Origin of the sequence: Microbacterium phoenicis (genome assembly GCF_047302325.1) — a bacterium.
GTDB lineage: Bacteria > Actinomycetota > Actinomycetes > Actinomycetales > Microbacteriaceae > Microbacterium.
This window is the reverse complement of record NZ_CP154849.1, coordinates 145,892-172,018: the sequence shown is the minus strand read 5'-3', so window position 1 is coordinate 172,018 and position 26,127 is coordinate 145,892. Positions and strand designations below refer to the sequence as shown.

24 protein-coding genes are annotated in these 26,127 nt (G+C 71.3%); 13 read left to right on the top strand and 11 right to left on the bottom strand.

The features are described from left to right. The first annotated feature begins 42 nt into the window (after positions 1–42). Both ABCU91_RS00820 and ABCU91_RS00815 read left to right on the top strand, forming a co-directional pair. Positions 43–819, top strand: coding sequence for an enoyl-CoA hydratase-related protein (locus ABCU91_RS00820; RefSeq protein WP_413354391.1), 777 nt, complete (start codon positions 43–45; stop codon positions 817–819). Further along, entirely contained in the window at positions 816–1,220 is a 405-nt protein-coding gene (locus ABCU91_RS00815) for a RidA family protein (RefSeq protein ID WP_406923390.1), read from the top strand. Before ABCU91_RS00820 ends, ABCU91_RS00815 begins: the two co-directional genes overlap by 4 nt. A gap of 146 nt (positions 1,221–1,366) precedes the next feature. Here the strand turns inward: ABCU91_RS00815 and ABCU91_RS00810 are convergent, their stop codons facing one another. Beyond that, on the bottom strand, positions 1,367–2,689 hold the full coding sequence (locus tag ABCU91_RS00810; RefSeq protein WP_413354390.1) for a DUF222 domain-containing protein: 1,323 nt from the start codon (positions 2,687–2,689) through the stop codon (positions 1,367–1,369). A 223-nt stretch (positions 2,690–2,912) separates the two neighbouring features. Between ABCU91_RS00810 and ABCU91_RS00805 the strand changes: the two genes are divergently transcribed. Genes ABCU91_RS00805 through ABCU91_RS00790 form a run of 4 tightly spaced genes read left to right on the top strand, consistent with a single transcriptional unit; the run spans position 2,913 to position 6,920 of the window. Beyond that, entirely contained in the window at positions 2,913–3,365 is a 453-nt protein-coding gene (locus ABCU91_RS00805) for a hypothetical protein (RefSeq protein WP_413354389.1), read from the top strand. A gap of 21 nt (positions 3,366–3,386) precedes the next feature. Beyond that, a complete protein-coding gene (locus ABCU91_RS00800) occupies positions 3,387–4,163 on the top strand; it encodes an electron transfer flavoprotein subunit beta/FixA family protein (RefSeq protein ID WP_413354388.1) in 777 nt (258 codons plus the stop codon). Between the two features lie 18 nt (positions 4,164–4,181). After that, positions 4,182–5,171: an electron transfer flavoprotein subunit alpha/FixB family protein gene (locus ABCU91_RS00795; protein WP_413354387.1), complete on the top strand. Its 990-nt coding sequence runs from the start codon at positions 4,182–4,184 to the stop codon at positions 5,169–5,171. Between the two features lie 6 nt (positions 5,172–5,177). Beyond that, a complete protein-coding gene (locus tag ABCU91_RS00790; RefSeq protein ID WP_413354386.1) occupies positions 5,178–6,920 on the top strand; it encodes a cytochrome b/b6 domain-containing protein in 1,743 nt (580 codons plus the stop codon). A 97-nt stretch (positions 6,921–7,017) separates the two neighbouring features. Here ABCU91_RS00790 and ABCU91_RS00785 read toward each other — a convergent pair whose 3' ends face one another. Next, positions 7,018–7,527 (bottom strand): N-acetyltransferase family protein, encoded by a 510-nt coding sequence (locus tag ABCU91_RS00785; RefSeq protein WP_413354385.1) that lies wholly within the window; start codon positions 7,525–7,527, stop codon positions 7,018–7,020. Between the two features lie 132 nt (positions 7,528–7,659). On the opposite strand from ABCU91_RS00785, the gene ABCU91_RS00780 reads away from it, so the two are divergent. Both ABCU91_RS00780 and ABCU91_RS00775 read left to right on the top strand, forming a co-directional pair. Beyond that, positions 7,660–8,220, top strand: coding sequence for an acyl-CoA thioesterase (locus ABCU91_RS00780; protein ID WP_413354383.1), 561 nt, complete (start codon positions 7,660–7,662; stop codon positions 8,218–8,220). Positions 8,221–8,264: 44 nt separating this feature from the next. Beyond that, positions 8,265–11,987 (top strand): proline dehydrogenase family protein, encoded by a 3,723-nt coding sequence (locus ABCU91_RS00775; protein WP_413354382.1) that lies wholly within the window; start codon positions 8,265–8,267, stop codon positions 11,985–11,987. A gap of 191 nt (positions 11,988–12,178) precedes the next feature. Here the strand turns inward: ABCU91_RS00775 and ABCU91_RS00770 are convergent, their stop codons facing one another. Further along, positions 12,179–12,928: a hypothetical protein gene (locus ABCU91_RS00770; protein WP_413354381.1), complete on the bottom strand. Its 750-nt coding sequence runs from the start codon at positions 12,926–12,928 to the stop codon at positions 12,179–12,181. A 163-nt stretch (positions 12,929–13,091) separates the two neighbouring features. Between ABCU91_RS00770 and ddaH the strand changes: the two genes are divergently transcribed. Genes ddaH through ABCU91_RS00745 form a run of 5 tightly spaced genes read left to right on the top strand, consistent with a single transcriptional unit; the run spans position 13,092 to position 18,671 of the window. Beyond that, positions 13,092–13,955: a dimethylargininase gene (gene ddaH, locus ABCU91_RS00765; protein WP_413354379.1), complete on the top strand. Its 864-nt coding sequence runs from the start codon at positions 13,092–13,094 to the stop codon at positions 13,953–13,955. After that, a complete protein-coding gene (rocD, locus tag ABCU91_RS00760; RefSeq protein WP_413354377.1) occupies positions 13,952–15,169 on the top strand; it encodes an ornithine--oxo-acid transaminase in 1,218 nt (405 codons plus the stop codon). The genes ddaH and rocD overlap by 4 nt, the downstream gene beginning before the upstream one ends. A 48-nt stretch (positions 15,170–15,217) precedes the next feature. Beyond that, positions 15,218–16,903 (top strand): circularly permuted type 2 ATP-grasp protein, encoded by a 1,686-nt coding sequence (locus ABCU91_RS00755; protein WP_413354375.1) that lies wholly within the window; start codon positions 15,218–15,220, stop codon positions 16,901–16,903. Continuing rightward, a complete protein-coding gene (locus tag ABCU91_RS00750; protein ID WP_091356892.1) occupies positions 16,897–17,829 on the top strand; it encodes an alpha-E domain-containing protein in 933 nt (310 codons plus the stop codon). The genes ABCU91_RS00755 and ABCU91_RS00750 overlap by 7 nt, the downstream gene beginning before the upstream one ends. Then, positions 17,826–18,671: a transglutaminase family protein gene (locus tag ABCU91_RS00745; RefSeq protein ID WP_413354373.1), complete on the top strand. Its 846-nt coding sequence runs from the start codon at positions 17,826–17,828 to the stop codon at positions 18,669–18,671. The genes ABCU91_RS00750 and ABCU91_RS00745 overlap by 4 nt, the downstream gene beginning before the upstream one ends. 9 nt (positions 18,672–18,680) lie before the next feature. On the opposite strand, the gene ABCU91_RS00740 is transcribed toward ABCU91_RS00745, so the two are convergent. The 8 genes from ABCU91_RS00740 to ABCU91_RS00705 form a co-directional block, all read right to left on the bottom strand. Then, the gene (locus ABCU91_RS00740) at positions 18,681–18,818 is read right to left on the bottom strand and encodes a hypothetical protein (protein ID WP_413354372.1); all 138 of its coding nucleotides are present in this window, start codon (positions 18,816–18,818) and stop codon (positions 18,681–18,683) included. 76 nt (positions 18,819–18,894) lie between these two features. Beyond that, positions 18,895–20,610, bottom strand: a complete 1,716-nt coding sequence (locus ABCU91_RS00735; protein WP_413354370.1) for a hypothetical protein — start codon at positions 20,608–20,610, stop codon at positions 18,895–18,897. A 1-nt stretch (position 20,611) separates the two neighbouring features. After that, entirely contained in the window at positions 20,612–21,367 is a 756-nt protein-coding gene (locus ABCU91_RS00730) for an SDR family NAD(P)-dependent oxidoreductase (RefSeq protein ID WP_406924588.1), read from the bottom strand. A 16-nt stretch (positions 21,368–21,383) separates the two neighbouring features. Continuing rightward, a complete protein-coding gene (locus ABCU91_RS00725) occupies positions 21,384–22,232 on the bottom strand; it encodes a phosphogluconate dehydrogenase C-terminal domain-containing protein (protein WP_413354368.1) in 849 nt (282 codons plus the stop codon). Then, positions 22,229–23,023, bottom strand: a complete 795-nt coding sequence (locus tag ABCU91_RS00720; protein WP_413354366.1) for a sugar phosphate isomerase/epimerase family protein — start codon at positions 23,021–23,023, stop codon at positions 22,229–22,231. Before ABCU91_RS00720 ends, ABCU91_RS00725 begins: the two co-directional genes overlap by 4 nt. Further along, the gene (locus ABCU91_RS00715; protein ID WP_413354364.1) at positions 23,020–23,790 is read right to left on the bottom strand and encodes a triose-phosphate isomerase family protein; all 771 of its coding nucleotides are present in this window, start codon (positions 23,788–23,790) and stop codon (positions 23,020–23,022) included. Before ABCU91_RS00715 ends, ABCU91_RS00720 begins: the two co-directional genes overlap by 4 nt. Continuing rightward, positions 23,790–24,260, bottom strand: coding sequence for a ribose-5-phosphate isomerase (locus ABCU91_RS00710; protein ID WP_406924592.1), 471 nt, complete (start codon positions 24,258–24,260; stop codon positions 23,790–23,792). The genes ABCU91_RS00715 and ABCU91_RS00710 overlap by 1 nt, the downstream gene beginning before the upstream one ends. Before the next feature lies 1 nt (position 24,261). Then, on the bottom strand, positions 24,262–26,019 hold the full coding sequence (locus tag ABCU91_RS00705) for a dihydroxyacetone kinase family protein (RefSeq protein WP_413354363.1): 1,758 nt from the start codon (positions 26,017–26,019) through the stop codon (positions 24,262–24,264). Positions 26,020–26,127 lie beyond the last annotated feature (108 nt).

The window sequence follows — 26,127 nt, the reverse complement described above, 5'->3', positions numbered from 1 at the left end:
AGGGTACGTCGCGTTCCGGCATCCGTCTGCGAGCATGTGGGCATGACGGATTACGCGACCATCCTCACCGAGACGCGCGGACGCGTCGGGTGGATCACCCTCAACCGCCCCGAGGCGCTCAACGCGCTGAATGCGCAGGTCATGCACGATGTCGTGGATGCCGCAGAGGCCTTCGACGCCGATGCCGGGATCGGCGCGATCGTCGTGACAGGCAGTGAGCGGGCGTTCGCTGCGGGGGCGGACATCAAGGAGATGGAGGCGCTCAGCGGCAGCGAGATGCTGCTCGCGAACCACTTCGGCGAGTGGTCGCGGTTCGCCGCGGTGCGGACGCCGACGATTGCTGCGGTGGCGGGCTACGCGCTGGGAGGCGGATGCGAGCTGGCGATGATGTGCGACATCATCCTCGCGGCGGACTCGGCGCGGTTCGGGCAGCCCGAGATCGGTCTCGGGGTGATCCCGGGGCTCGGCGGGACGCAGCGGCTGGTGCGCGCGATCGGCTCATTCAAGGCGGCGGAGCTGGTACTGACGGGGCGGCAGCTGACGGCGGAGGAGGCCGAGCGCGCGGGACTGGTCTCGCGTGTCGTCCCCGCGGCGGAGCTTCTGCACGACGCGCACCGCACGGCGGAAACGATCGCGTCGAAGCCCCTGCCGGCGCTGTACGCGGCGACGGCGGCGCTCGACGTCGCGGTGGAGTCGACGCTCGCCGAAGGGTTGCGATTCGAGCGGCAGGCGTTCGCGGGGCTGTTCGACACGGCGGACCAGAAGGAGGGCATGGCCGCCTTCCGCGAGAAGCGGGCGCCGGAGTTCCGTCACCGATGAGCGCCGTGCGTCTCGTGAGGTCAGACGGCCTCGCGGCGGCGCCGTACGCCTATGCGTCGCGCGTCGAGGCCGGTGCTGAGCTGATCTTCCTCGCGGGAGCCTGTCCTCTGGCGGACGACGGCTCGACGGTCGCGGTCGGCGACGTCGCGGGGCAGGCGCAGCGGTGCGTCGAGACGATGCTGGTGGCATTGGATGCCGCGGGTGCAGCGATCGCCGACGTCGCCTCGACGAGGGTGCTGGTGGCTTCCCCGGACCGGAGGGATCTCGTCGCGGCCTGGGATGTCGTGCGCGCGGCCTTCGGCGACCACGACGTGCCGAGCACGCTGATCGGCGTGGCCGCGCTCGGGTACCCGGATCAGCTCGTGGAGCTCGAGGCCGTCGCGGCGGTGCGGCGGGCGTAGCTCGGGCGTTGCGGTGGGAGTAGTCGGGGCGAGCCCGTGCGTTGCGGTGGGGCAGCCGGGGCGACCCTTCGCGCTGCGGCCTCGGTTGGCGCGGCGGTCGGATGCGGGGTGCCGGGGCTGCTCGAAGCGTGGCGCGGCAGAGCCCATCAGAAGGGTGCCGTGTCTCCAGGGTGTGTGGTGGCAGGGGTGAAGGCGACGGCCGGGGTGGGTGCGTCTTCTCTGTAGGTCCTGCCGAGGGGTGAGGTCCATTCGAGGACACCACCCTTGAGTTGTCGGACCCTCCAGGCGGTGAATTGCTTCATCGAATGATGCCGTTGGCACAGGTGTGCCAGGTTCGAGAGTTCTGTCTTGCCGCCGAGCGCGTGGTCGTGGGTGTGGTCGACTTCGCAGCGGATCGCGGCGACGCGGCATCCGGGGAACCGGCAGTGCTGATCCCTGGCCTGCAAGAACCGGCGCATCCCGGACGGAACACGGTACGAGTCCGCGGCGACGGTGACGCCGGTCGTCGGGTCGTGGAACAGTCGCTCCCAGATGTGCGTCGACCCGGCGAGGAGGCGGGCGGTCGCGGGGTCGATGGGGGACCGGCCCGCGAGATCGCACGGCCCGTCGTCTGCACCGGTGAGTGTCGCAGCGGGCACAAGCACCTGAACCCTCGCGCGGATCGCACCGAGGGGGCCGGCGGTCGTGTCACGGGTGTCGTCGAGCGCGGGAACGCCTGCGAGGAGCAGGTCGGCGAACACGTCCGCTCGGACCTGATCGGTCGATCGGCCGTCGGTCGCGACAACGTCGGCGTCCTCGCCGGCCGCCCGCTCGTCCCGGGTGTCGATGATCGCGCGTGCCTGCTGAGTGAGTCGGTCGTGGATCCCCTCGGCGATCACCGTCGGCAACGTCGCAATCAGGTCCGACATCCCGTCCCGCCCGGGCATGAGCCGCACACACCGAGCGCTGGCTGCTTCTTCATGACGCTCTGCGAACGTCCGCGGGTGCATCCGGTGCGCGAGGATCTCCAACTCACCCCGGACTCGATTCGGCGTCTGACCTTCGCAGCGTTCGATCGCGACCGCTTCGAACTCCGCCCACATATCTCCAGGAAGGTTCAGCCCGGCATCCACGATCGCTTTCACGTGCCCGCGGACGATCCGCCCGGACTCCCACGCAGCCACCGCAGCGGGGAATCCTTCGATGATCGTCCGAGCCTCCCCGATCCGCCGTTGAACGGCCCGGTCGGTCATCCGCATCACCCCAGCGACCTCGGCAGAGATCGACCGCAGCACCATGTCGTGCACCTGGACTCTTGCGTTCCGGGGTGCGCCCTGCGCATCAGCCAACCGCCCGGCAGCGGCCAGCACGCGAAGCTCCGCGATCTGCCCCCCAGCGATCCGGCGGCCCACGTCTTCGACGTCCGCGACGATACCCGCGATGGCGGCGAGATACGCCTCGCCATCGGGGGTTTCCATCGCTTCCGTCATACCTGCACTCTCGCACCAACCACCGACATTCAGACCCCGAAAATTGCCGAAATCACCCGTTGTGAACAACTCCAAAATGAGAAACCACTCATCCCGCCCGAACCCGTCGAGCAACGCACGACCGCCGCACAGACTTCTCCACCACTCGACCATCGAGTACGAAGCCCGCCATGGTCATCCACAGCACCGCATTCGTCCGTCGCGGGTCCGTATCGTCGGGCACGTGAAAGCCCTGGTCCTCGTCCCGCGATTCGCGACCTTCCCCTTGTTCGGTCTGCTTGCCGGCATCGCGCTGGGCGTGCGAGAGGTATGGGCGTGGGCTCCGGGGGAGTTCCCGACGCTCCTCGTGATCGCTTTCATGCCGTTCACCGTCTTCGCGGGCTTATGGACGGCAACCTTGCTCTGGGCTCTGATCGAGCTCGCCATGATCGCCCGGTATCGCGCGCCGAGGGTTGCCCCTGTCACGGCGATCCTCTTGGGAAGCGTTCTCGGCGTGGGGTTTGCTCTGCTCGCCGACGCGGCGTACCCGAACCCCGTGATGCTGGCATTCCTCATCAGCCTCGCCGTTGCCGGGTCCTCCATCGTGACTCTCGCGTTCCGCGGCCGTCCGACGTCACTCGCGCCGCGGGCTCCCGTCCCAGACACCGGCACCCCCGCGCCCGACCGTAGACTCTGAGGCGATGCCGAGGAGGAGTCAATGAAGATCGTCGTCCTGCTGAAAGAAGTGCCGGACACCTGGGGGGATCGCACGCTCGATCTCGAGACCGGTCTCGCCGCCCGCGATGCATCGGATCGGGTCCTCGACGAGATCGGGGAGCGAGCGCTCGAAGCAGCCCTCACCTACTCGGAGGCGAACGAGGGCACCGAGGTCGTCGTGATGACCATGGCGTCGGAGGCCGCGACCGCGTCGCTGCGGAAGGGCCTCGCGATGGGAGCTCACGCCGCCGTGCAGATCACCGACGACGCCCTGCGCGGCGCCGACCTCGGCGTCACCGCGCGTGTGCTCGCCGCCGCTCTGCGACGAACCGGCTTCGACCTCGTCATCGCGGGGAACCTCTCGACCGACGGGTCCGGCGGTGTCCTCCCCGCCATGCTCGCCGAGCACCTCGGCGTCCCTCAGGTCACCGCGCTGTCGGCTGTCGAGATCACGACGGATGCCGTCAGCGGCACCCGTGCGACCGACTTCGGCACCGCCTCCGTCACCGCCGCGCTCCCGGCCGTGATCTCCATCACCGAAGCGCTGCCCGACGCCCGCTTCGCCAACTTCAAGGGCATCATGGCGGCGAAGAAGAAGCCGCTCGAGGTGCTGTCGCTCGCCGACCTCGACGTCGATGTCGACCCGGCATCCGCTCCGCAGTCGATCATGACCGCAGTGGCGCAGAAGCCGCCGCGGCAGGCGGGAACGAAGATCGTCGACGAGGGGGATGCCGGCGAGAAGCTCGCGGCCTACCTCCTCGAAAACCGGCTGGCGTGAGAGACAGAGGAGAACATCGTGACCGACTTCGCCCCTGACGCCGTCCTCATCTGGCTCGACGTGACACCCGCCGGGGAGCTGGCCGCCTCCGCCGCCGGTCTCATCGGTGCCGCCGCCTCGATCGGAACCCCTGTCGTCCTCGTCGTCGCCGACGAGTCCCGGCACGCCGACCTCGCTGCAGCCGCCGGTGCTCTCGGAGCTTCGACGGTCCTCACCGCAGGGCTCGGCGGTGCCGACTCCGCGCTCACGGTGCCGATCGTCGACGCGGTGGCCGCGGCATCCGCTCTCGTGCAGCCGGACGCCGTCCTCTTCTCGAACTCGATCGAAGGTCGGGATGCCGCGGGTCGATTCGCCGCGCGCACCTCCGCCGCGCTGTGCGCTGATGCGGTCGGCGTCTCGCGGGATGACGACGGCGTGCTCGCGCAGCATTCGGTCTACGGCGGCGCCTACAACGTCACCGCGGGTGCGACGTTCGGTCCGCTCGTGGTCACGGTTCGACAGGGATCGATCGACGCGCGCGCCGACGCCGTCGACGCCCCGCACGTCGTCGCGCTCGAGGTCGAGGCATCCGGGGCGCGCGCCGCCACCATCACGGGCTTCGACGAAGCGGTCGCCGTGTCGAGCCGGCCGGAGCTCCGCGGCGCCGCAAAGGTCGTGTCGGGCGGACGCGGACTGGGTTCTGCCGACCAGTTCGCCCTCGTCGAGCAGCTCGCCGACGTCCTCGGCGCAGCGGTCGGCGCCTCCCGCGCCGCAGTGGACGCCGGTTACGTGCCGTACTCGTATCAGGTCGGTCAGACCGGCGTCTCGGTCTCGCCGCAGCTGTATGTCGCTCTCGGTATCTCGGGCGCCATCCAGCACAAGGCGGGCATGCAGACGGCGAAGACGATCGTCGCGGTGAACAAAGATGGAGAGGCACCGATCTTCGACATCGCCGATTTCGGTGTCGTCGGAGACCTGTTCACCGTCGTGCCGCAGCTGATCGCGGCCCTCGAGGCGGGAAAGAAGTAGGAGCGGATGGCGACATACGCGCGTTCCGTGCGCCGGGGGCTCCCGCGCGCGACCGGCGGCGATCCTTGGCCGCCCGCGACGGAGGCCCCGGCGCCGGTTATCGAGGTCCCGGTCGCCGACGCAGCCGCGACGCCGCTCGCCGACGAGGCCGCAGAAACGCCGACCGCTGACGTGGTGGCGACTCGCACGGAGTCCGCGACGACACCGCCGGCCGAGTCTGCGACGCCGGCTCCCGCCTCGACGACGGCGGGGGATGCCGCAGCCGCGCACCCCGCCTCGGCCCCCGCGATCGCGACACGACGCGGATTGCCGCGCATCCCCGGCGGTGAGCCCTGGCCTCCCGCACGCACTGGCCAGGCGCCGACCGAAGGTGCGGCACCGGCGGAGCATCGCCCGGACCCGGAGGTGGCAACCCCCGCATCCACAGCGGCGTCAGCGCCCCACCCCGCCGATGACCCAGGGACGGCGACTCCCGAGAGCACGCCCGTCGCCGCATCCATCCCCGCTGCCGGCGCGGTCCGCCGAGGCCTCCCACGCGCTGCCGGCGGAGACGCCTGGCCCCCCGCCGAGACCACGCCCGCCCCGCGCACCCCGCCCCCGTCCCCGTCCCGCGAGACTGCACGTGGCGGCCCAGACAGCGATCTCACGCCGCAGTCTCGGCGCGCGGGTGCAGTCTCGGCGTCTTCGGAGCCCGAGCCGACGCCGGAGCCCGCGCCCGCCGCCTCGACCCCCGCCGCGCCCGACGCTCCGCGCGCTCCGCTCGCGGAGCGCCCGCTCGCGCACGCCGGCGTCGCCCGGCGTCCGGACCCGAAGCCCGATCCCGCGCGCATCGGCCCGTTCACCAAGGCGCAGTGGGCCGGCGTGGTCGTCCTCGGCGGCGGGGCCGTCCTTTACGTCGCGGCGATGGCGGTGCTCGCGGTCCGCTGGATCCTCAGCCTCGAACCGCTGCAGGACTTCCTCACGACCTACCCGGGCGAATACCACCTGCCCGAGGGGGCGCCCGTTGGTTTCCCCGCCTGGCTGAACTGGTCGCACTTCCTCAACGCGTTCTTCATCGTGCTGATCATCCGCACCGGTCTGCAGGTCAGATCGGAAAAGCGCCCCGCCGCGATGTGGATCTCGAAGAAGGACCGCAAACGCCGGATGAGTCTGACGCTCTGGCTTCACCAGGCCCTCGACATCCTCTGGCTCGCGAACGGTCTGGTCTTCGTCGTGCTGCTGTTCGTGACGGGCCAGTGGATGCGGGTGATCCCGACCTCGTGGGAGGTGTTCCCGAACGCGCTGTCGGCGGCCCTGCAGTACGTCTCCCTCGACTGGCCGACCGAGAACGGCTGGGTGAACTACAACGCGCTCCAGCAGCTCGCCTACTTCGCCACCATCTTCATCGCGGCCCCGCTCGCCGCGATCACCGGCTACCGCATGAGCGCCGTGTGGCCCAAGCAGGCGACGACGCTGAACAAGCTCTACCCCGTCGAGTGGGCGCGCAAGCTGCACTTCCCGACGATGATCTACTTCGTCCTGTTCATCGTCGTCCACGTCGCGCTCGTGCTGTCGACCGGAGCCCTCCGGAACCTCGGCCACATGTACGCGGCGACCGGCTCGGTCGACCCCGAGGCGTACGCCGACAACTGGACCGGGTTCTGGCTCTTCGCCCTGTCGATCGCCGTCACGGTCGCGGCCTACGTCGCCATGCGGCCGCTCGTCGTCGCTCCGATCGCGCGGTTGTTCGGCGAGGTCAAGAGCCGCTGATCCGGCCGAAGACCCGTCACCCGCACACCCCGCCACGACGTCCGACGGCGCGGCATCCGAGACGGGATGCCGCGCCGTCGAGTCTCGCGCTCGTGCGTCAGCGCACGAAGCGGACTTCCGTCAGCGTTTCGCCGAGGAAGGGTTCGGTGTGGCTCGCCCCGTCGAGGGCGAACCCGTTGCGGGTGTAGAACCGGTGGGCGCGGGGGTTGTCCTCGGCGACCCAGAGGTAGAGCTCGCTGTCGGCCTCGGGGACGACGGCGTCGAACAGCCGCTGGCCGATGCCGGTGCCGTGCCAGGCATCGAGCAGATAGATGAAGTACAGCTCGCGGTTGCGCGGTGCATCGCGGTCACGGGCGGGGCCCGATCCGGCGAACCCCACGATCTCGCCGTTCACGAGGGCCGCGACCATGTTGAAGTCGGGTCCCTGCTGAGCCCAGTGGGTCCAGAGTTCCGCGAGTCGGCGGGCTGAGACGTTCTCGAGGGCGGCCTTGCTGATGAGGTGGTCGTAGGTCTCGTGCCAGCACGTCGCGTGCACTCGGCCGAGGGCCTCTGCGTCCACGTCGCGAACGGGACGGACGACGGTGTCGGTCTGCAGTTCGGGCTCCATGGCCAGACTCTACGCACGGCCCGTCGGATCGTGAAATCGACAGTGACCGGGCCGTATATGCCGCGCCACGACTGTCGGGAAGTGACAACGGATGCCGCATTGTGCGCGTGTACATGGCTAGGCTCACCGCTCGTGAACGTATGGTGGCGGACCCTGTTGACCTTGATGCGCGCCCGGGTGATACACCGCCGGCGCGGACCCATCCCGCCCGACGCCGTCGGACGCATCCGGCTGCGGACTCTGCCGACCGACATCGACCTGCTCGGCCACATGAACAACGGCCGGTACGCGTCGCTGTTCGATCTCGGCCGCTTCGACCTGCTGACCCGCACCGGCATCTGGCAGACCATGAACGAGCGCGGCTGGTACGGCGTCGTCGCGAGCGAGACGGTCACCTTCCGGAAGTCCCTCCAGCTGTGGCAACGGTTCACCGTGGAGACCCGCATCATCGGCCACGACGACAAGGCGGTCTACCAGATGCACCGCGCGGTCGTGAAGGGCGAGGTCTACGCCGAGATGATCCTGCGGGTCCGGTTCCTCCGCCGCACCGGCGGGATCGTGCCCCTGGAAGAGCTCTTCGACGCCCTGCACCGGCCTGACACCCTGCCCCCGATCCCGCAGTGGATCCAGGACTGGGCCGCGGCATCCGCCCTGCCCTCCACTCGCGCGGAGGCGCCGAGCATCTGGCCCTAGCGTGTCCCGCCTCGACGGCGGGAGGCGCGCTTAGGCTGAGCCTCATGTCGGACACGTCTGTCGCGCCACAAGCGCCCACCTCCGACCTCGCCGAGCGGGCCATCGCCCTCGCAGAGCGCTGGGTCGCCGAATCCGCCGAGGTCGCCGTCGACCCCGCCGCAGAGCGTCTCGCGGGGGTGTTGAAGGACCCGAACGGCCTGCCGTTCACCCTCGGCTTCGTCGACGGGGTCATGCGGCCCGAGTCCCTCACGGCCGCGGCATCCAATCTGCAGCGCGTCGCGCCGCTCGCGCCGTCGTTCCTGCCCTGGTACCTGCGCGCCGCCGTCCACGCGGGTGGTGCCGTCGCGCCCCTGCTGCCGTCGCCGGTCGTCCCCATCGCCCGGCGCGTGCTGCGCGAGATGGTCGGGCACCTCATCGTCGACGCTCGACCGGACAAGCTCGGACCGGCGCTGCAGACCCTGCGGGAGTCGGGCGCTCGCCTGAACCTCAACCTCCTCGGCGAGGCCGTCCTGGGCGAGTCCGAAGCCCTCCGCCGGCTCGAGGGCATTCACGAACTCGTCCGCCGCGACGACGTCGACTACGTGTCGGTGAAGGTCTCGGCGATCGCCAGCCACCTCTCGATGTGGGCGTTCGACGAGATCGTCGAGCGCGTCGTCGAGCGCCTGCGTCCGCTCTACCTGTCGGCGGCGGAGGACGGCACGTTCCTCAACCTCGACATGGAGGAGTACCGCGACCTCGACCTGACGATGGCCGTGTTCATGCGCGTGCTCGACGACCCGCGGCTGCGGGACCTCGAAGCGGGCATCGTGCTGCAGGCGTACCTGCCTGACGCCCTCCCCGCCCTCAAGACCCTCACGGCATGGGCGCGCGAGCGCGTCGCAGCCGGTGGCGCGCGCATCAAGATCCGTCTCGTGAAGGGCGCGAACCTCGCGATGGAGCACGTCGACGCCGTCATGCACGACTGGCCGAGCGCGCCCTACGACACCAAGCTCGACACCGACGCGAACTACGTGCGCTGCCTCGACGAGGCGCTCCAGCCGGAGAACACCGGGGCCGTACGCATCGGGGTCGCGGGCCACAACCTCTTCCACATCGCGTACGCCTGGCTGCTCGCCGGCGAGCGCGGGGTGCAGCGCGACGTCGAGGTGGAGATGCTCCTCGGCATGGCGCAGGGTCAGATGCAGGCCGTCGCGCGCGAGATCGGGCATGTCCTGCTGTACGTGCCCGTCGTCCGGCCCGACGAGTTCGACGTCGCGATCAGCTACCTCGTCCGCCGTCTGGAGGAGAACGCGTCCAGCGAGAACTTCCTCTCGGCCGCGTTCGATCTGGCGTTCGATCGCGCCATGTTCGTCCGCGAGCGCGACCGGTTCACGGCATCGGTCGCACGCGCGGCGGAGCGCACGCTGACGACGGGACCCCGGCGCCACCAGGACCGCGCCGCGACGCCCGACGAGGGTGACACGGCGACGACGACGGATGCCGCCCCCTCAGCCGATCTGGACGATGCCGCGCTCACGCAGGTCGTCCTCGGCATCGCGGGTCGTGGCTCCGCCGACGTCGACCCCGACGAGACGCGTCCGGCCGAGCTTCCGGGCCGACCGTCGCTGTTCGGTGGGGACGCCTTCGTCGAGACCGCCGTCTTCTCCTCGCGCGAAACGGTCGTCTCGGCGGGTGCGCCCGGGTTCCGCAACACGTCCGACACCGACCCCGCCCTCCCCGCGAACCGCGCGTGGGCGCGATCGATCCTGAGCCGGGTCGCCACCTCGACGGCGGGGGATGCCGCGATCGCCGTGGCCCGCATCGGCACCGAGTCCGAGCTGGAGGCGACCCTCGCGCGGGTGGCGTCGGCCGCCGACGCGTGGGGCTCGATGCCCGCCGCCGACCGTGCCGGAGTGCTGCTGCGCGCGGCGCGCGCGCTCGAGGCCCGCCGCGGCGAGCTCATCGAGGTGGCGGCATCCGAGACCGGCAAGACCCTGGCCGAAGCGGACGTCGAGGTCAGCGAGGCGGTCGACTTCGCGCGCTACTACGCGGCGACCGCCCGGGAACTCGACAGCGTGAGCGGGGCGGTCTTCGTGCCGTCGCGCGTGACCGTGGTCACCCCGCCGTGGAACTTCCCCGTCGCGATCCCCGCGGGCGGTGCGCTGGCAGCTCTCGCCGCCGGCTCCGGTGTGGTCTTCAAGCCCGCACCGCAGGCACGGCGGTGCGCCGCGGTCGTGGCCGAGGCGATCTGGGAGGCCCTGGACGACGCCGGCGTCGGCCGCGAGGTCCTCGCGCTGGTCGACCTCGACGAGGGCGGCCTGGGGAAGCAGCTCATCACCCACCCCGTGGTCGACCGGGTGATCCTCACCGGGTCGTTCGAGACCGCCGCGCTCTTCCGCTCCTGGCGGCCCGACCTCGCGCTGCAGGCCGAGACGAGCGGCAAGAACGCCATGATCGTGATGCCGTCCGCGGACCTCGACCTCGCGGCATCCGATCTCGTCCGTTCCGCCTTCGGGCACGCGGGTCAGAAGTGCTCGGCCGCGTCGCTCGCGATCCTCGTCGGCCCCGTCGCCCGGTCGCAGCGTTTCGCGCGACAGCTGGTGGATGCCGCGACCTCCCTGCGCGTGGGATCGCCCGACGATCCGCTCACCGAGATCGGCCCGCTCGTCGAGGCGCCGTCCGGCAAGCTCGAGTGGGCGCTCACGACCCTCGACGAGGACGAGGCGTGGCTCGTCGAGCCGCGTGAGCTGGCCGACGAACGCTACCCCGGGCGGCTGTGGACCCCCGGCATCCGCACCGGCGTGAAGCCGGGCTCACGCGTGCATCTGGAGGAGTTCTTCGGTCCGGTCCTCGGCGTCATGCACGCCCGTTCGCTCGAGCACGCGATCGAGCTGCAGAACGCCGTCGACTACGGCCTGACCGCGGGGCTCTACACGCAGAACCCCGACGACCTGGCGCTCTGGCTCGACCGCGTCGAAGCGGGCAACCTCTATGTCAACCGCGGGACGACGGGGGCGATCGTCCAGCGTCAGCCGTTCGGCGGCTGGAAGCGGTCGTCGGTCGGCGGGGGAGCGAAGGCCGGCGGACCGAACCACCTCTTCGGCCTCGGCTCGTGGCGTCCCACCGCGGGTGCAGCGACGTCGTCGACCCTGCATCTGAAGGGTCTCGACTCCTCGATCACGGACGTCATCGAGGCTGCGCAGCCCGCGCTCGGCTACGAAGCGTTCGAGTGGCTGCGCCGCGGCGCGCTGTCGGATGCCGTCGCGTGGAATCGCATCTTCGGCAAGGTCGTCGACGTGTCGCACCTGGGCGTGGAGCGGAACCTGTTCCGGTACCGTCCCGCGACCGCCGAGATCCGGTCGACGACGGATGCCGCGCCTCAGTCGCTCATCCGTGCGATCATCGCGGCCGTGCGCGCCGGGTCGGCGTTCACCGTCAGCACCCCCGCGGGGCTTCCCGCCACGGTGCGCTCCGCTCTCACGGCGCTCGACGTTCCGGTGTTCGTCGAATCCGACGACCAGTGGTTCGCGCGGATGTCGGGACCCGGTGGCGAGGATGCCCCGGCGCGCGCCGATCGCGTGCGCCTCGTCGGGCCGCCGGCGCAGGTGCGGGAGGTCCGGACCGCCCTCGTGGCCGCGATCGACGGTGACCCCGATCTCGCGGTCTACGCCGACGAGGTGACGCAGGCGGGGCGCATCGAACTGCTCCCGTTCCTGCGTGAACAGGCGATCTCGATCACGGCGCACCGCTTCGGCAACCCCGATCACTGGAGCGAAGCCGTCATCTGACCGAGCGTTGGTAGGCCGATCCAGCTGGATTAATCGATCCGCAGAAGAAAACAACTTATCTTTCTGGCGCTGACCGATCTCGGCTTGTTTGAATGATCTAGCGCTTCTGGGGAGCGCGCACGAAAACACTTCGGGGGGAGTGTCGCCCCGGGCTCATGGACCATCGGTCAGAGCCCGGGGCATTCGTGTTCTCAGGCGTAGCGGGGGAGTCGCACCCAGGCATCCGGATCCGCGTCCTCGCGCGGGATCATGAAGGAATCCACGAGGGCTCGCACCGTGAGTCCCAGCAGCGTCCACTCTCCGGAGGGGGTGCCGTCGGCCCCCGTCATCTGGAACGTCGGGTGGGGGAGGTGCTCGAGCGACTGGATCGCGAACCCTTCCGCGAGCGCCGCCATCGCCTCGGCGAAGTCCTGGATGGTCAGCCCGTCCCGCATCCTCACCCCGTACGCGTCGATGACGTACTGGTACAGCTCTGCGAAGGCCTCGATGGACTCCCGGTGCCGCTCGTGGCTGGCCTCGGTCAGTTCCGGCCAGGTGTCGGCGGTGGTCCGCAGGGCCAGAGCGACGCGGAACGACTGGGCGTCGAGCATCTCGGTGGGGTCGTCAGCGGTGAGCTCGGCCGCCTGCACGTGCGCGAGCGCCGCTTCGCGGACGATCTCCTCGCCGGACGCGCCGGCGGCGATCATCTCGTCGACACGGGCCCGCATCCCGTCGGCCGGTCCGGTGACGCGCATCCGCACCATCGAGACGGCGAGGTCGCGGTGGTAGTCGGCCTGATCGGCCCACAGCCGGTAGGCGGCCCCGGTGGTCAGTCCCGTCCGCCGCAGCACGTCCTGCAGGCGGATGTGCTGTACGCCGGCACTGACCCCGCGTTCGAGGAGCATCTGCATGCCGGCGCGCAACAGGAGGGCTCTGGTCTGTTCACCCGTGCGTCTGGCCATGCTCTGCATCCTGTCAGTTCCGAGCAGCCCTTCGTGGCATGCATCCACCGGATTCCGGTGTCCGACCTGCCATGATGGGATCCGGCGTGCCCGATCCGTCGGCTCTGCAGAGCTCCGTCGGGCCTCAGGACAGCGTCCGCCGCCCCGGAGACGAGGAGCGAGAATGACGACGCCGACCGAGACGCCGAACCGTATCGCCCAGAGCCGTCGGTACCTGATGTGCCGCCCCGAGCACTTCACGGTGTCGTACAGCATCAATCCGTGGATGGAACCGTCGCGTCCCACCGACACCGCCAAGGCGGTCCGCCAGTGGCAGGCGCTCCACGACGCGTACATCGAGCTCGGCCACGAGGTCGACCTCATCGACCCGGTCCCGGGTCTACCCGACATGGTCTACACCGCGAACGGCGGGTTCATCATCGACGGTCGGGCGCTCGGGGTCCGGTTCCGCGTCGACGAGCGCCGCGGTGAGGAGCGCCCCTTCATGGACTGGTTCGCCGCGCAAGGGTTCGAGGTCATCGAGCCGACCGAGGTGCAGGAGGGTGAGGGCGACTTCCTCCTCGTCGGCGACACGATCCTCGCCGGCACCGGCTTCCGCTCCGTCGGCGACAGCCATCGCGAGCTGGCGGAGGTGTTCGAGCGCGAGGTCGTCTCGCTGCGGCTGATCGACCCGCGGTTCTATCACCTCGACACCGCGATCACGGTCCTCGACCCCGTCCAGGGCGCCGGCGGGGTGGAGCGGGCGAACATCGCCTACCTGCCCTCCGCGTTCGACGAGGACTCCCGTCGCGAGCTCGCCGTGCGCTACCCCGACGCGATCCAGGTGTCGGATGCCGACGGTGCCGTCTTCGGACTGAACGCAGCCAGCGACGGACTCCACGTCTTCGTCTCGCCGCGCGCGACCGACTTCGCCGCCCAGCTCGAGGAGCGCGGCTACGTCCCCGTCCCCATCGATCTGTCCGAACTGCTGCTCGGCGGCGGCGGCATCAAGTGCTGCACGCTCGAACTGCGCGGAGGTGCGCGATGACCGATCTCGATCTGCCCGCGTCGGACGCCGTGATCTCGGCCGAAGAGGCCCACGTCGCCCACAACTACCACCCGCTCCCCGTCGTCGTCGCCGAAGGCGACGGCTCCTGGGTGACCGACGTCGAGGGCAAGCGTTACCTCGACCTGCTGTCCGCCTACTCGGCGCTGAACTTCGGGCACCGGCATCCCGCCCTCGTCGCGGCGGCCACCGCGCAGCTCGGCCGGCTGACGCTCACGAGCCGGGCATTCCACAACGACCGGCTCGGCGACTTCGCGGCTGCGCTCGCCGAGCTGTCCGGCAAGGACATGGTCCTGCCGATGAACACCGGCGCCGAAGCGGTCGAGACCGGCATCAAGGTCGCGCGCGCCTGGGCGTACCGGGTCAAGGGCGTGCCCGAGGGGCGCGCGAAGATCCTCGTCGCGTCGGGCAACTTCCATGGTCGGACGACCACGATCGTCGGCTTCAGTGACGACCCGCAGGCGCGCGACGGCTTCGGTCCGTTCGCCCCCGGATTCGAGATCGTTCCTTACGGGGATGCCGCGGCCCTCGCGGCGGCGATCGACGAGAACACCGCTGCAGTGCTGATCGAGCCCATCCAGGGCGAGGCGGGCGTCGTGATCCCGCCGGACGGGTATCTCCGCGCGGTCCGCGAGGCGTGCACGGCGGCGAATGTGCTGTTCATCGCCGACGAGATCCAGTCCGGCCTCGGTCGCGTCGGAACGACGTTCGCGTGCGAACGCGAGGACGTGGTGCCCGACCTGTACCTGCTCGGCAAGGCGCTCGGCGGCGGCATCCTCCCGGTCTCCGCCGTCGTCGGGAACCGCGACGTCCTCGGTGTGATCCACCCCGGCGAGCACGGGTCGACCTTCGGGGGCAATCCGCTCGCCGCGGCCGTCGGGCTCGCCGTCGTCGACCTCCTCGCGACCGGCGACCTGCAGCAGCGTGCGCTCGCCCTCGGTGATCACCTGCGCTCCCGTCTCGAGCCGCTGATCGGTGCGGGCGTGACCGGGATCCGCGTCGCGGGCCTCTGGGCGGGCGTCGACATCGATCCGGCGAAGGGGACCGGCCGCGAGGTCGCCGAGCGGCTTCTCGCGCGCGGCGTCCTGGTCAAGGACACGCACGGCCAGACGATCCGCATGGCGCCGCCGCTGATCATCCGCGCTACCGAGATCGATTGGGCCGTCGAGCAGCTGCGACTCGCCCTCGCGGACTGACCGCCCGGCGAAACACTCCGGCAACACCGCCCGGATTAGGCTCGTCGCATGGGTGACCTCTTCGACGGATACGGTTCCACGCTGGCACCGCGCAAGACCCCCTCCGGCGTCCCGGCGTTCGACGAGATGTTCGCCGAGATCGCGCACCCGGGCGAGGCCGCGCGCTCCCGGTCGGCGTACCGGGAGCTGTACCAGGCGCTCGCCCAGATGACGCAGGAGGAGCTCCGCGGACGCACCGAATCGCTCGCCAGTTCGTACCTCGCGCAGGGCGTGACGTTCGACTTCGCAGGCGAGGAGCGGCCGTTCCCGCTGGATGCCGTGCCCCGGGTCATCGCCTACGACGAGTGGTCGCGCATCGAGAAAGGCGTGCAGCAGCGCGTCCGCGCGCTCGAGGCCTTCCTCGACGATGCGTACGGGCACCAGCACGTCGTGCGCGACGGCGTTCTGCCGGCGGGGCTGATCGCGTCCTCGCAGTACTTCTACCGTCAGGCCGCCGGCATCCGTCCCGCCAACGGCGTGCGCATCCAGGTCTCCGGCATCGACCTCATCCGTGACGAGCACGGCGAGATGCGCGTCCTCGAGGACAACGTGCGGGTGCCGTCCGGCGTCAGCTACGTGATCTCGAACCGCCGCGTCATGGCGCAGACCCTCCCCGAGCTCTTCGTCTCGATGCGGGTGCGGCCGGTCGGCGACTACCCGAACAAGCTGCTGCAGGCGCTGCGGAACTCGGCCCCGCCCGGGGTCGACGACCCGAACGTCGTCGTGCTGACGCCCGGCGTCTACAACTCCGCCTACTTCGAGCACACCCTGCTCGCCCGCCTCATGGGAGTCGAGCTCGTCGAGGGGCGCGACCTCGTCTGCCAGGGCGGCAAGGTCTTCATGCGGACCACGCGCGGTCCGCGTCGCGTCGACGTCATCTACCGCCGGGTCGACGACGACTTCCTGGACCCGCTGCAGTTCCGTGCCGACTCGATGCTCGGGGCCCCCGGGCTCATGCTCGCGGCGCGCCTGGGCAAAGTGACGATCGCGAACGCGGTGGGCAACGGTGTCGCCGACGACAAGCTGCTCTACACCTACGTGCCCGACCTGATCCGGTACTACCTCGCCGAGGAGCCCATCCTCAAGAACGTCGACACCTGGCGCCTGGAGGACCCGGGCGCCCTCGAAGAGGTGCTCGACCGGCTCGACGAGCTCGTCGTGAAGCCGGTCGACGGATCGGGCGGAAAGGGCCTCGTCGTCGGTCCGGACGCCAGCCCCGCTGAGCTCGGCGCACTGCGCACGAAGCTCCGCGCCGATCCGCGCGGCTGGATCGCGCAGCCGGTCGTCATGCTGTCCACCATTCCGACCCTCGTCGACGACGGGATGCGACCCCGCCACGCCGACCTCCGCCCCTTCGCCGTCAACAACGGCGACGAGGTGTGGGTGCTCCCCGGTGGTCTCACCCGCGTCGCCCTGCCCGAGGGGCAGCTCGTGGTCAACTCGAGCCAGGGCGGCGGATCGAAGGACACCTGGATCGTCGGTGGCGAGGCACCGGGCCGAGGCGAGTACGGGCAGTCGCAGTCGCTCGCGGGACTCGTCGCCGAGCAGGCCACCGCGACCTCGGCCATCCCGATCATCTACGACGCACAGGACGAGCCGGCGCACTCGCCGCAGGACCGGCCGCGCACGACCGCGGAGCAGCAGGAACAGCAGCAGCAGGGGCGCGACGCCGACGGAGGTGAGGACGCATGCTGAGCCGGATCGCCGAGAGCCTGTTCTGGATCGGGCGCTACATCGAGCGCTCGGACGGCACCGCCCGCATCCTCGACGTGCACCTGCAACTGCTGCTCGAGGACCCGTGGATCGATGAGGACACGGCGTGCCGCTCGCTCATGGGCGTCATGGGCACCCCCGCGCCGGAGGGCGGCCGCGCGGTCACCCGCGCCGACGTCCTGACGCACCTCGCGGTGGACCGGACGAACCCCTCGTCCATCGCGTACTCGCTGCAGGCCGCCCGCGAGAACGCCCGTCGGGCGCGCGAGATCGTGTCGACCGAGCTCTGGGAGACACTCAACACGACGTACTCCCGCATGCCGCGCCGCCTCAACGACGAGAAGACCCACGAGTTCTTCCAGTGGGTCCGCGAACGTGCCGCGCTCGCCGTCGGCGTCACGGACAACTCGACGAGTCACGACGAGGCCTGGCAGTTCTTCACGCTCGGGCGGGCCATCGAGCGCACCGACATGACCGCGCGGATGCTCGCGACGAGGTCGCTGACCGAGGCATCCGGTCCGTCCTGGACGACCATCCTGCGTTCGTGCGGCGCGTACGAGGCGTACCTGCGGACCTACCGAGGGATGCCGAGCTCGCAGAACGCGGCCGAGTTCCTGCTGCTCGACCGGCTGTTCCCGCGGTCGATCATCCACTCGATCCGCACCGCCGAGCAGTGCATGAGCGCGATCGACCCCGTCGCCGACCGCGTCGGGCACTCGAACTCGGTGCTGCGCGCCCTCGGGCGAATGCGCAACGAACTCGAGTACCGGCCGATCGACGAGGTGCTCACCGAGCTCCCCGCCCACATGCAGAGCGTGCAGTCGGTGACGCGCGAGGCGTCCGAGGCCATCCGGGCACGGTTCTTCCCGACCCAGGCCGAACCCAGCTGGATCGGAGAGACCTCATGAAGCGGCTGCGCATCGAGCACACGACGGGCTTCGACTACCCGGGCGAGGTGGGGGCGTCGTACAACGAGGCTCGGATGCTGCCGACGACGAGCGACAGCCAGTTCGTCCTGAGCTCGCAGCTCGACATCGACCCGTCGACGACCGTCAACTACTTCGTCGACTACTTCGGCACCCGGGTGGCGGCCTTCGACGTGCTCGCGAAGCACTCCGCCCTTCAGATCACGGCGCGCTCGCTCGTCGAGGTGCGTGCGCGGCCGCTCACCCACCCCGACATGTCGTGGGAGGCGCTAACGCGCGACGCGCAGCGGTCGATCGGCACGGTCGAGATGCTGTCGCAGACGCGGCGCACCGAACCCCACCCCGAGGTCGCGGACCTCGCCGCGGGCATCGCCGCACAGCACGAGAACCCCTCGCACGCCGCCCTCGCGATAGCGACGGCAATCGGTCAGGCCGTCGAGTACGTGCCGGGCGCGACGGAGGTGCAGTCGACCGGTGCCGAGGCGTGGGTGGAGCGGAAGGGCGTGTGCCAGGACATGGCTCACATCGCTCTCGGCGCGTTGCGGTCGGTCGGGATTCCGGCGCGGTACGTGTCGGGCTACCTGCACCCGAACCCCACCGCCGAGGTCGGCGTGCCCGTCGTCGGGGAGTCGCACGCCTGGATCGAGTGGTACGCGGGTTCCTGGCACGGCTTCGACCCGACGAACGACGCCGAGATCGGCGACCGTCACGTCACCGTCGGCCGCGGCCGCGATTACAACGACGTTCCGCCCCTGCGCGGCGTCTACGCCGGGCCGTTCAAGAGCCGCCTCGAAGTGGAGGTCCTCATCACACGCGAGGCGTGAGGCGGCCGCTCAGGCGGGCGAGTCGTCGGGGTCGAGGGTTTTGAGGGTATCCTCCTCGACGGCGTTGTCGGCGTCGAGCTGGTTCTCCGTGCCCTCGTCGCCGCCGGTGGGGTCGTCCTGCTCGGGGGTTGCTGATGCGTCGCTCATGGCGGCACGCTACGCGCGGTGGGGCTCGGCATCCGCCCCCTTGACAGCTCGGAGCGCTGCCCCGGACGGCGCCCGCTCAGTGCTCGACCGTGCGGAACGTTGCGGGGGCGAGGTCGATCCCGTCCTCCACGCCGTCGACGGATACGGTCACCGAGCGCGCCGCGCGGTCGAGGTTCGCGACGAGCAGCGTCGTGCGACGGCCCCGTCGATGACCGATCGCCCAGACCAGGCCGTCGGGGCTGTCACCCCAGAGCAGCGCGCCGCCCGAGCCGGCGGCGAGCTCGCGCAGCGCGGATGCCGCGGGCATGTCGGTCCCGTCGGAGGCGCGGATGCCTCGCGGTCCCCATTCCTCGAAGAACGCCAGCGAGGCGACCCCGGGGACCGCGAGCGCCGCCGCGCTCGCAACCGTCCACGCGGCGAGTTCCGGCGCTGACTGACGCGTGTCCGTCGTGCCGGTGAACTCCGCTCCGTAGCCCTCAGACAGGTCGCCGCGGGTGGGCGCCGGTTGCGGACCGGTCGCGACGTCGTTGAAGCGCGGTCGCAGCGAGACGGGCCCGATGTGCACCGGTGTGCCATCGGCGTACCCCACCGCCTGTGTCGCGACGAGCCGCTGCATGGCGACGGACTCGACGAGCTGCTCGGTGCCGGTCGCGTGGAACAGGGGGGTGACTGTCGTGAGGATGCCGTCGAGGTCGTTCGGCAGCCGGTGCCGTTCGCGATTCAGCTCCGTGAAGTGGGATCGCGAGCCGCCGATGACGGGCAGACGGATGCCGGCGCGGTCCAGCGCCGCGCGGAGCGCGGCGGTCGCCGGGACGTCCGACACGTGGCGCGCGGCGACGCCCGGCTGGAAAGCGGCGACCCGCAGCACGTCGAGCCCTCGGAGCGCTGCGGCCGCGGCATCCAGCGCATGGGCGTCGTCGCCGAGGATGACCCGCACATCCAGGGGCACGGCGGACGCCGCGGCCCGGGCCAATGCGGCGGGCCAGGTCGGGGTGCCGAGGTCGAGCTCGACGACGAGGCCGTCGCCGACGGGCGCCACCGTGGGGGCCGGGTCCGGCGCGGTCGCCGCGCCCAGCAGGATCTGCGGAAAGCGTCCGCCGTCGCGCAGCGTGAGCACGTCGCCGTCGTCCGTCTTGGCTGCGGCAGGCTCGCCCACCACCTCGATCGTCACCGACTGGCTCACGCGCTCCCCGGCCTCGACGCGGTACGAGAACGGCAGGTCCAACGGGCGGCTGTAGGTCTTGTACGAGGCGTCGGTCCAGTTGCGCTGGTCCTCCATCTCGAAGACGTCGCCGTCGAACGCGACGTCGACCGTCGCGCCCGGTACCTGCCACGTGAGCCCGGCGATGTCCCGCATCGGCTGGTGCGGGCTGATGGCGCGCGGGAAGGCGGTGCGCTCGCCGGTGCCGTCGGGATGCCGCACCTCGGCGGGCACGCCGGCCAGGGACGGCGGGTGCAGGACGACCAGGCCCGTGCGGTTCGTGTCGAACGCGGCACCCGCCTCGAGGTCGAGCAGCACCCGGAGCCCCGCCGGCCGGGCTTCGACGCGGACGACGCCCGAGAACGAGGACCCGAGCCCCTCCGAGCGCACGTGCAGCGTCAGCGTGACGTCGGTGCTCCGCACGCGGTCCACGACGAGGTCCGCGGTGTTCCAGTCGGCGTCGCGGACGACGGCCCGGACGCTGCGCAGCACCACCGTGCCGTGGACGGCGATGTCGGCCAGCTCGTCGCCCCGCAGCTCGAGCGACCAGGGCCCGCTCCGCCACGACGGGTGCTCGGTGTGCCAGACCATGTCAGAGCGAGGTCATCCCGCCGTCGACCTGGAAGGTCGCCCCGGTCGCGAAAGAACCGTCGTCGCTCGCGAGGTAGACCATGATCCCGGCGACGTCGTCGGGCGTCCCCGCGCGGCCGATCGGGATGCGGCTGACGATCGCGGCACGGGACTCCGGATCCTCGCTGATGGCCGACACGAGCGGCGTCTCGGTGTAGGCGGGCTGCACCGTGTTGACCCGGATGCCGCGGTCGGCGTACGCCGCCGCGACCGTGCGGGAGAGCCCGTGCATCCCCGCCTTCGAGGCGCTGTAGGCGGTGAAGTCCCTGCCCTCGCCGTTGACGGCGGTGGGGCTGCCGGTGAGGATGATCGACCCGCCGCCGAGGGCGAGCATCGTGCGGACGGCGTACTTCACGGTCAGGAAGGCGCCGGTCAGGTTGACGTCGATGGTGCGGCGCCAGACGTCGAGGTCGAGGTCGGCCGCCGGTGCATCCTGACCGAACAGTTGGATGCCGGCGTTCGCCACCACCACGTTCGGCGCCCATCCGGCGTCCGTTGCCGCCGCGAACCCGGCTTCGACCGACGCCTCGTCAGAGATGTCCATCGTCACCGCCATTGCGGCCTCGCCGATCCGCGCGGCTGCGGCTGCCGCGCCGTCGCCGTTGCGGTCAGCGAGGATCACGCGGGCGCCCTCGCGGGCGAAGCGCTCGGTCACCGCCGCGCCGATGCCGAGGGCGGCGCCGGTGACGAGGGCGGTCTTGCCGTGCAGTCGTGCCATGTCGCTCATCTCCGGGTCAGCGCTCGATGTGGTCGAGGTGCAGCATGCGCGCGAGGTTCGCATCGAGCTCGTCGTCGCGGAAGATCTTCTTCCAGTCCTCCTTGATGATGCTCTCGCGACCGTAGTCCATCGCGATCAGGCACGCGTCGCTGAACGGGTTGTCACCGCGCAGGCCGTTGGCGAGCGCCACCTGGGTGTGCCCGTAGAGGATGCTGCGCGCCGCCGCCTCGGGGACGCCCATCGTGTGGATCGCCTCGTCGAGCGCTTCGTTCAGGAGCGAGCCGATCATGCACGCGACGGTCTCGACGAGCGTCGGCTCGAGCTGCGCGAGCTGCTTCACGGTGACGAAGTGGACGTCGATGACCGGTGCGTAGATCGCGCGGACGGTCTCCTCGACGATGCGCGCGTGCTCGGGGTTGTCGGACTCGACGGCGGCGATGGCGTCCTGCGGGGCGGCGATGCCGCCGAAGGTGTCGGCCCACTCCTCCTTCGTGGTGCGCTCGAGGAACACCGACGGGTGGCACGGGTGCGCGACGGCCTGGATGACGTCGTCACGGGTCGTGAGGAGCCCGGCGTACGCGGCGGCGGGGTCGAGCGTCAGCACGATCGCGCCGGTCTTCAGCTGCGGGACGAGCTCGGCCGTGACGGCGCCGAGGGCGAGGTCGGGCACCGCGAGCACGACGATGTCGGCGTCGGCGACCGCGACGGAGGCGTCGGTCAGTTTCCGGCCCGCGGCGATCGTGCGCTCGCGACCGGCGGGCGAGTTCTCGACGTAGTGGACGGTGTGGTCGGTCTTCACGAGGTTGTTGGACACGCGCATGCCCATCTTCCCTCCGGCGCCGATGACGGCGATGGTGTGGCTCATTCGAAGCTCCTCAGGTGGTCGAGGGTGGCGCGGGTCCATTCCCGCTCCGTGCGGATGGTGGTCTCGGGGTCGCCCTGCCAGGGCAACCAGTGCTCGACGATCTCGTTGATCCCGCGCTCCCGCGGGCGGACGGTGTCGAGCAGGTGTCGGTAGTCGTGCAGGCCCGTGCCCATGCGGGCTCCCGAGTAGGTGAAGCCGACCCAGCCGGGCTGCCGGTCGAACGCGAAGTCCTTCGCGTGCACGTTCACCACCGCAGGGGCGGTCTGCTCGACGCACGTGCGCGGGGATTCGAGCCGCGCGACGACGTTGGCGGGATCGAGGCAGATGCCGAGGTGCGTGCTGTCCGCGTCGCGCACGAGGCCGAGCAGGTCGTCGGTCGCGAGCTGTTCGTAGGTCTCGAGGGCGAGTGTGACCCCGGCCGACTCGTACGAGGGGAGGATGGCGCGCAGCAGCGCGCCGGCCTCGGCGGGCGTCGGCCGCGAGTCCGGCCCGAACACCATGCTGCGCACGAGCCGCGCGTCGAACGCCTCCGCCAGCGCGAGGAACCGTTCGAGGTGGTCGAGTCCGATGCCCTTCGTCCCGAGTTCGATGCGGAGCCCCAGCTCGCGCGCGGCGCGGGCGGCATCCCCGACCTCCCGGTCCGACATCCCGGTCAGGGGGGCGTAGTCGCAGATCTGGAACAGCTCGACGCCCAGCTCGCGCGTGCGCTCGAAGGCGCCGACGAGCGGGAGCGGGTCGGGGGAGCGGTCGGAGTGCTCCCAGAAGAAGGCGTACGTCCCGAGCCCGATCACGGCGCGCTCCGGCGGAGCGCGAGGGCGTGCGCCTCGTCGAGGACGGCGGCGAACGCCGCCGGGTCGTGTGCGAACCGGCCGAGGAAGAGTCCGTCGACGGCGTCGCCGAGTTCGCCGAGCAGGCCGGGCCCCGCCGAGCCGCCGTAGATGACGCGCGAGCCCGCGCGGTCCTGGTCCGCGTCGAGCGCTGCGCGGAGCGCGCGGGTCACTGCCGAGATGTGGGGGACGGGCGCGGGCGAGGGGGCGCCGATCGCCCAGACCGGCTCGTAGGCGACGACGATCGGTCCGGCCGGGGCGCCGGCGAGGTCGCGCGCGAGCTGGGCGACCGTGGCCGTCGCGGCGGACTCGGCATCCTGCCGCTCGTCCTCGCCGACGCACAGTACGGGCGTCACGCCGTGGCGGAGCGCCGCGGCGGTCTTCGCGGCGACGACCTCGTCCGACTCACCGAACAGCCGGCGTCGCTCGGCGTGGCCGACCTCGGCATACGCGACGCCGGATTCGGCCACCTCCGCGGCGGTCACCTCGCCCGTGAACGGGCCCGGCTCGTGCGCCGAGACGTCCTGCACGCCGAGGCGCGCGAGGGTCCCCGCGAACGCGCCGGCGGCGTCGTCGATCTGCAGGTAGGTGGGGATCACGAAGACCTCGACGGCGCCGCTGCGGACGCCCTCGTGGGCGCGCAGCACGGCGGATGCCTGCGCGAACCACGCGCGCGCCCGACGCCGCCCGAAGTACGCCTTCAGGCTGACCCCCACCGTGACCTGCGGCATCAGCAGGATCCGGTGCTCTCGTACTCCCCGATGACGGCGACCTTCGACGCCGAGGCGGAGGACGGGTCGAACCGGTAGGTCAGCCACTCGCGTACGAGCCGACGGGCGAGCTCGAGGCCGACGACCCGCTGCCCCATCGTGAGCACCTGCGCGTCGTTGGAGAGCACGCCGCGCTCGACCGAGAACGAGTCGTGTGCGGTGACGGCCCGGATGCCCGCGACCTTGTTCGCGGCGATCGCGACGCCCAGCCCGGTGCCGCAGATGAGCAGCGCCCGGTCGGCCTCGCCGCGGGCGACGCGCTCGGCCGCCTCGATCGCGACCTTCGGGTACGGCGTGTGGCCGTCGGCGCCGACGCCCACGTCGACGACCGACGCGACGCCCTCGCTCTGCTCGAGGTCGTGCTTGAGGATCTCCTTGTAGTCGAAGCCGGCGTCGTCGCTGCCGACGATGATGCGCAGGGGCTCGGTCATGTCAGTTCCTCTCGGGGGTGTCGGCCGATGCGGACCGACTGATGACGGGGGCCGCGGCGAGGGTCTCGCCGACGGCGGTGACGATCAGGGCGAAGGAGTGGGCGCCGGCGTCGACCGTGCCCACGGCGTGCTCGCCGTGTGTGCGGGCCCGACCCTTGCGGGGGAGCAGGTCGGCCGTGGCTGCGGCCGCGTCGGTCGCCGCGACGGCCGCGGTGCGCCAGGCATCCGCGAGACGCGCACCCGCCGCGACGTCGCCCGTGAGCGTCTCGGTGAAGGGGAGCAGCGCGTCGACCATCGTCTTGTCGCCGCGTTCCGCCTTGCCGTGCGAGACGACGGCGCCGACGCCCGCTGCGACGCCGTCGGCGATGCGCGTCGCGTCGGGCCGGCCGGCGTCGCCGAGACGGGAGGCGAGTTCGGCGAGCAGCAGACCCCACAGGGCACCCGAGGTCCCGCCGGCGCGGTCCGACCACGCGTCTGCCGCCCGGGCGAGCGTCGTCGCCGCACCGGCACCCGCATCGGCGGCCTGCCGCGCGGCGCGGACGGCGGCGCGCGATCCGCGCTGCATCCCGATCCCGTGATCGCCGTCGCCCGCGACCGCGTCGATGCGTCCGAGCTCGTCGACGTGCTCGTCGATCGTCCGCGCGACGGTGTCGAGTGCGGCCACGACCGTCGCTGCGAGCAGGACGGATGCGGCGTCGCCGGCGACGTCGTCCGCCCCGGACGCCGCGGCGGTGCGCCCGGCATCCCGCCGCTCCGTCGTCGGGACCGCGCCGCGCCGGTACGCGGGGGCGTCGACGGGGGTCTCCCACAGGTCGGCGAGCTCGTCGTCGAGCCAGAACAGGGTCAGCGATGTCCCCGCCATGTCGAAGCTGGTGCAGTACTCGCCCACGTGCGGGTCGACGATCTCGAGCCCCGCCTCGTCGAGGAGAGCGGCGACCCGGCGGTACACGACGAACAGCTCCTCGTATTTCAGTGAGCCGAGACCGTTGAGCAGCGGGACCACGCGACCGTCGGCACCGTCGGGGCGTTCGGCGAGCAGCCGCGCCACGAGCATCTCGGCGAGGCCGTCGGCGGTCGGGATGTCGGTCTCGTCGATGCCGGGTTCGCCGTGGATGCCGAGGCCCACCGCCATGCGACCGTCGGGCACCGAGAACAGCGGAGCGTCCGCGCCGGGGAGGGTGCACCCCGTGAAGGCGACGCCGAAGGAGCGGGTGCGGTCGTTCGCGAGGCGCGCCACGCGTGCCACGCCCGCGAGGTCGTACCCGGCGGCGGCGGCGGCGGCCGCGGCGCGGAACACGGTGAGGTCGCCGGCGATCCCGCGGCGACGATCGCGCTCGGCGGGGCCGGCGCTCGCGATGTCGTCGGTGACGACGACGGTCTCGCAGGGGATGCCCTCGGAGCGCAGGCGTTCCTGCGCCGCATCGAAGTTGAGCACGTCGCCGGCGTAGTTGCCGTAGCTCAGCAGCACGCCGCCGCCGGCGTCGGCGGCCGAGGCGACGGCATGGACCTGCTGCGTCGAGGGGGAGGCGAAGAGGTTCCCCAGAGCCGCGCCGTGCGCGAGGCCCGGCCCGACGAGGCCGCCGAAGGCCGGGTAGTGCCCGGACCCGCCGCCGATGACGACGGCGACCTGGCCGTCGGGCACGCGGGTGCTGCGGACGACGCCGCCCGTGACGCGCTCGACGTAGCGACCGTTCGCGGCGACGAAACCGTCGATCATCTCGTCGGCGAAGTCCGCCGGATCGTTCCACAGGCGCGTCATCGCGTGCTGCTCCTCGGGTCGGGGGTGCGGGTGTCCCGCATCGTCATTGTGCACAACCGGTTGACCAATTGCAAGAGCGCCGGCGCCGCGATCCCGCGCTCTCTCCCG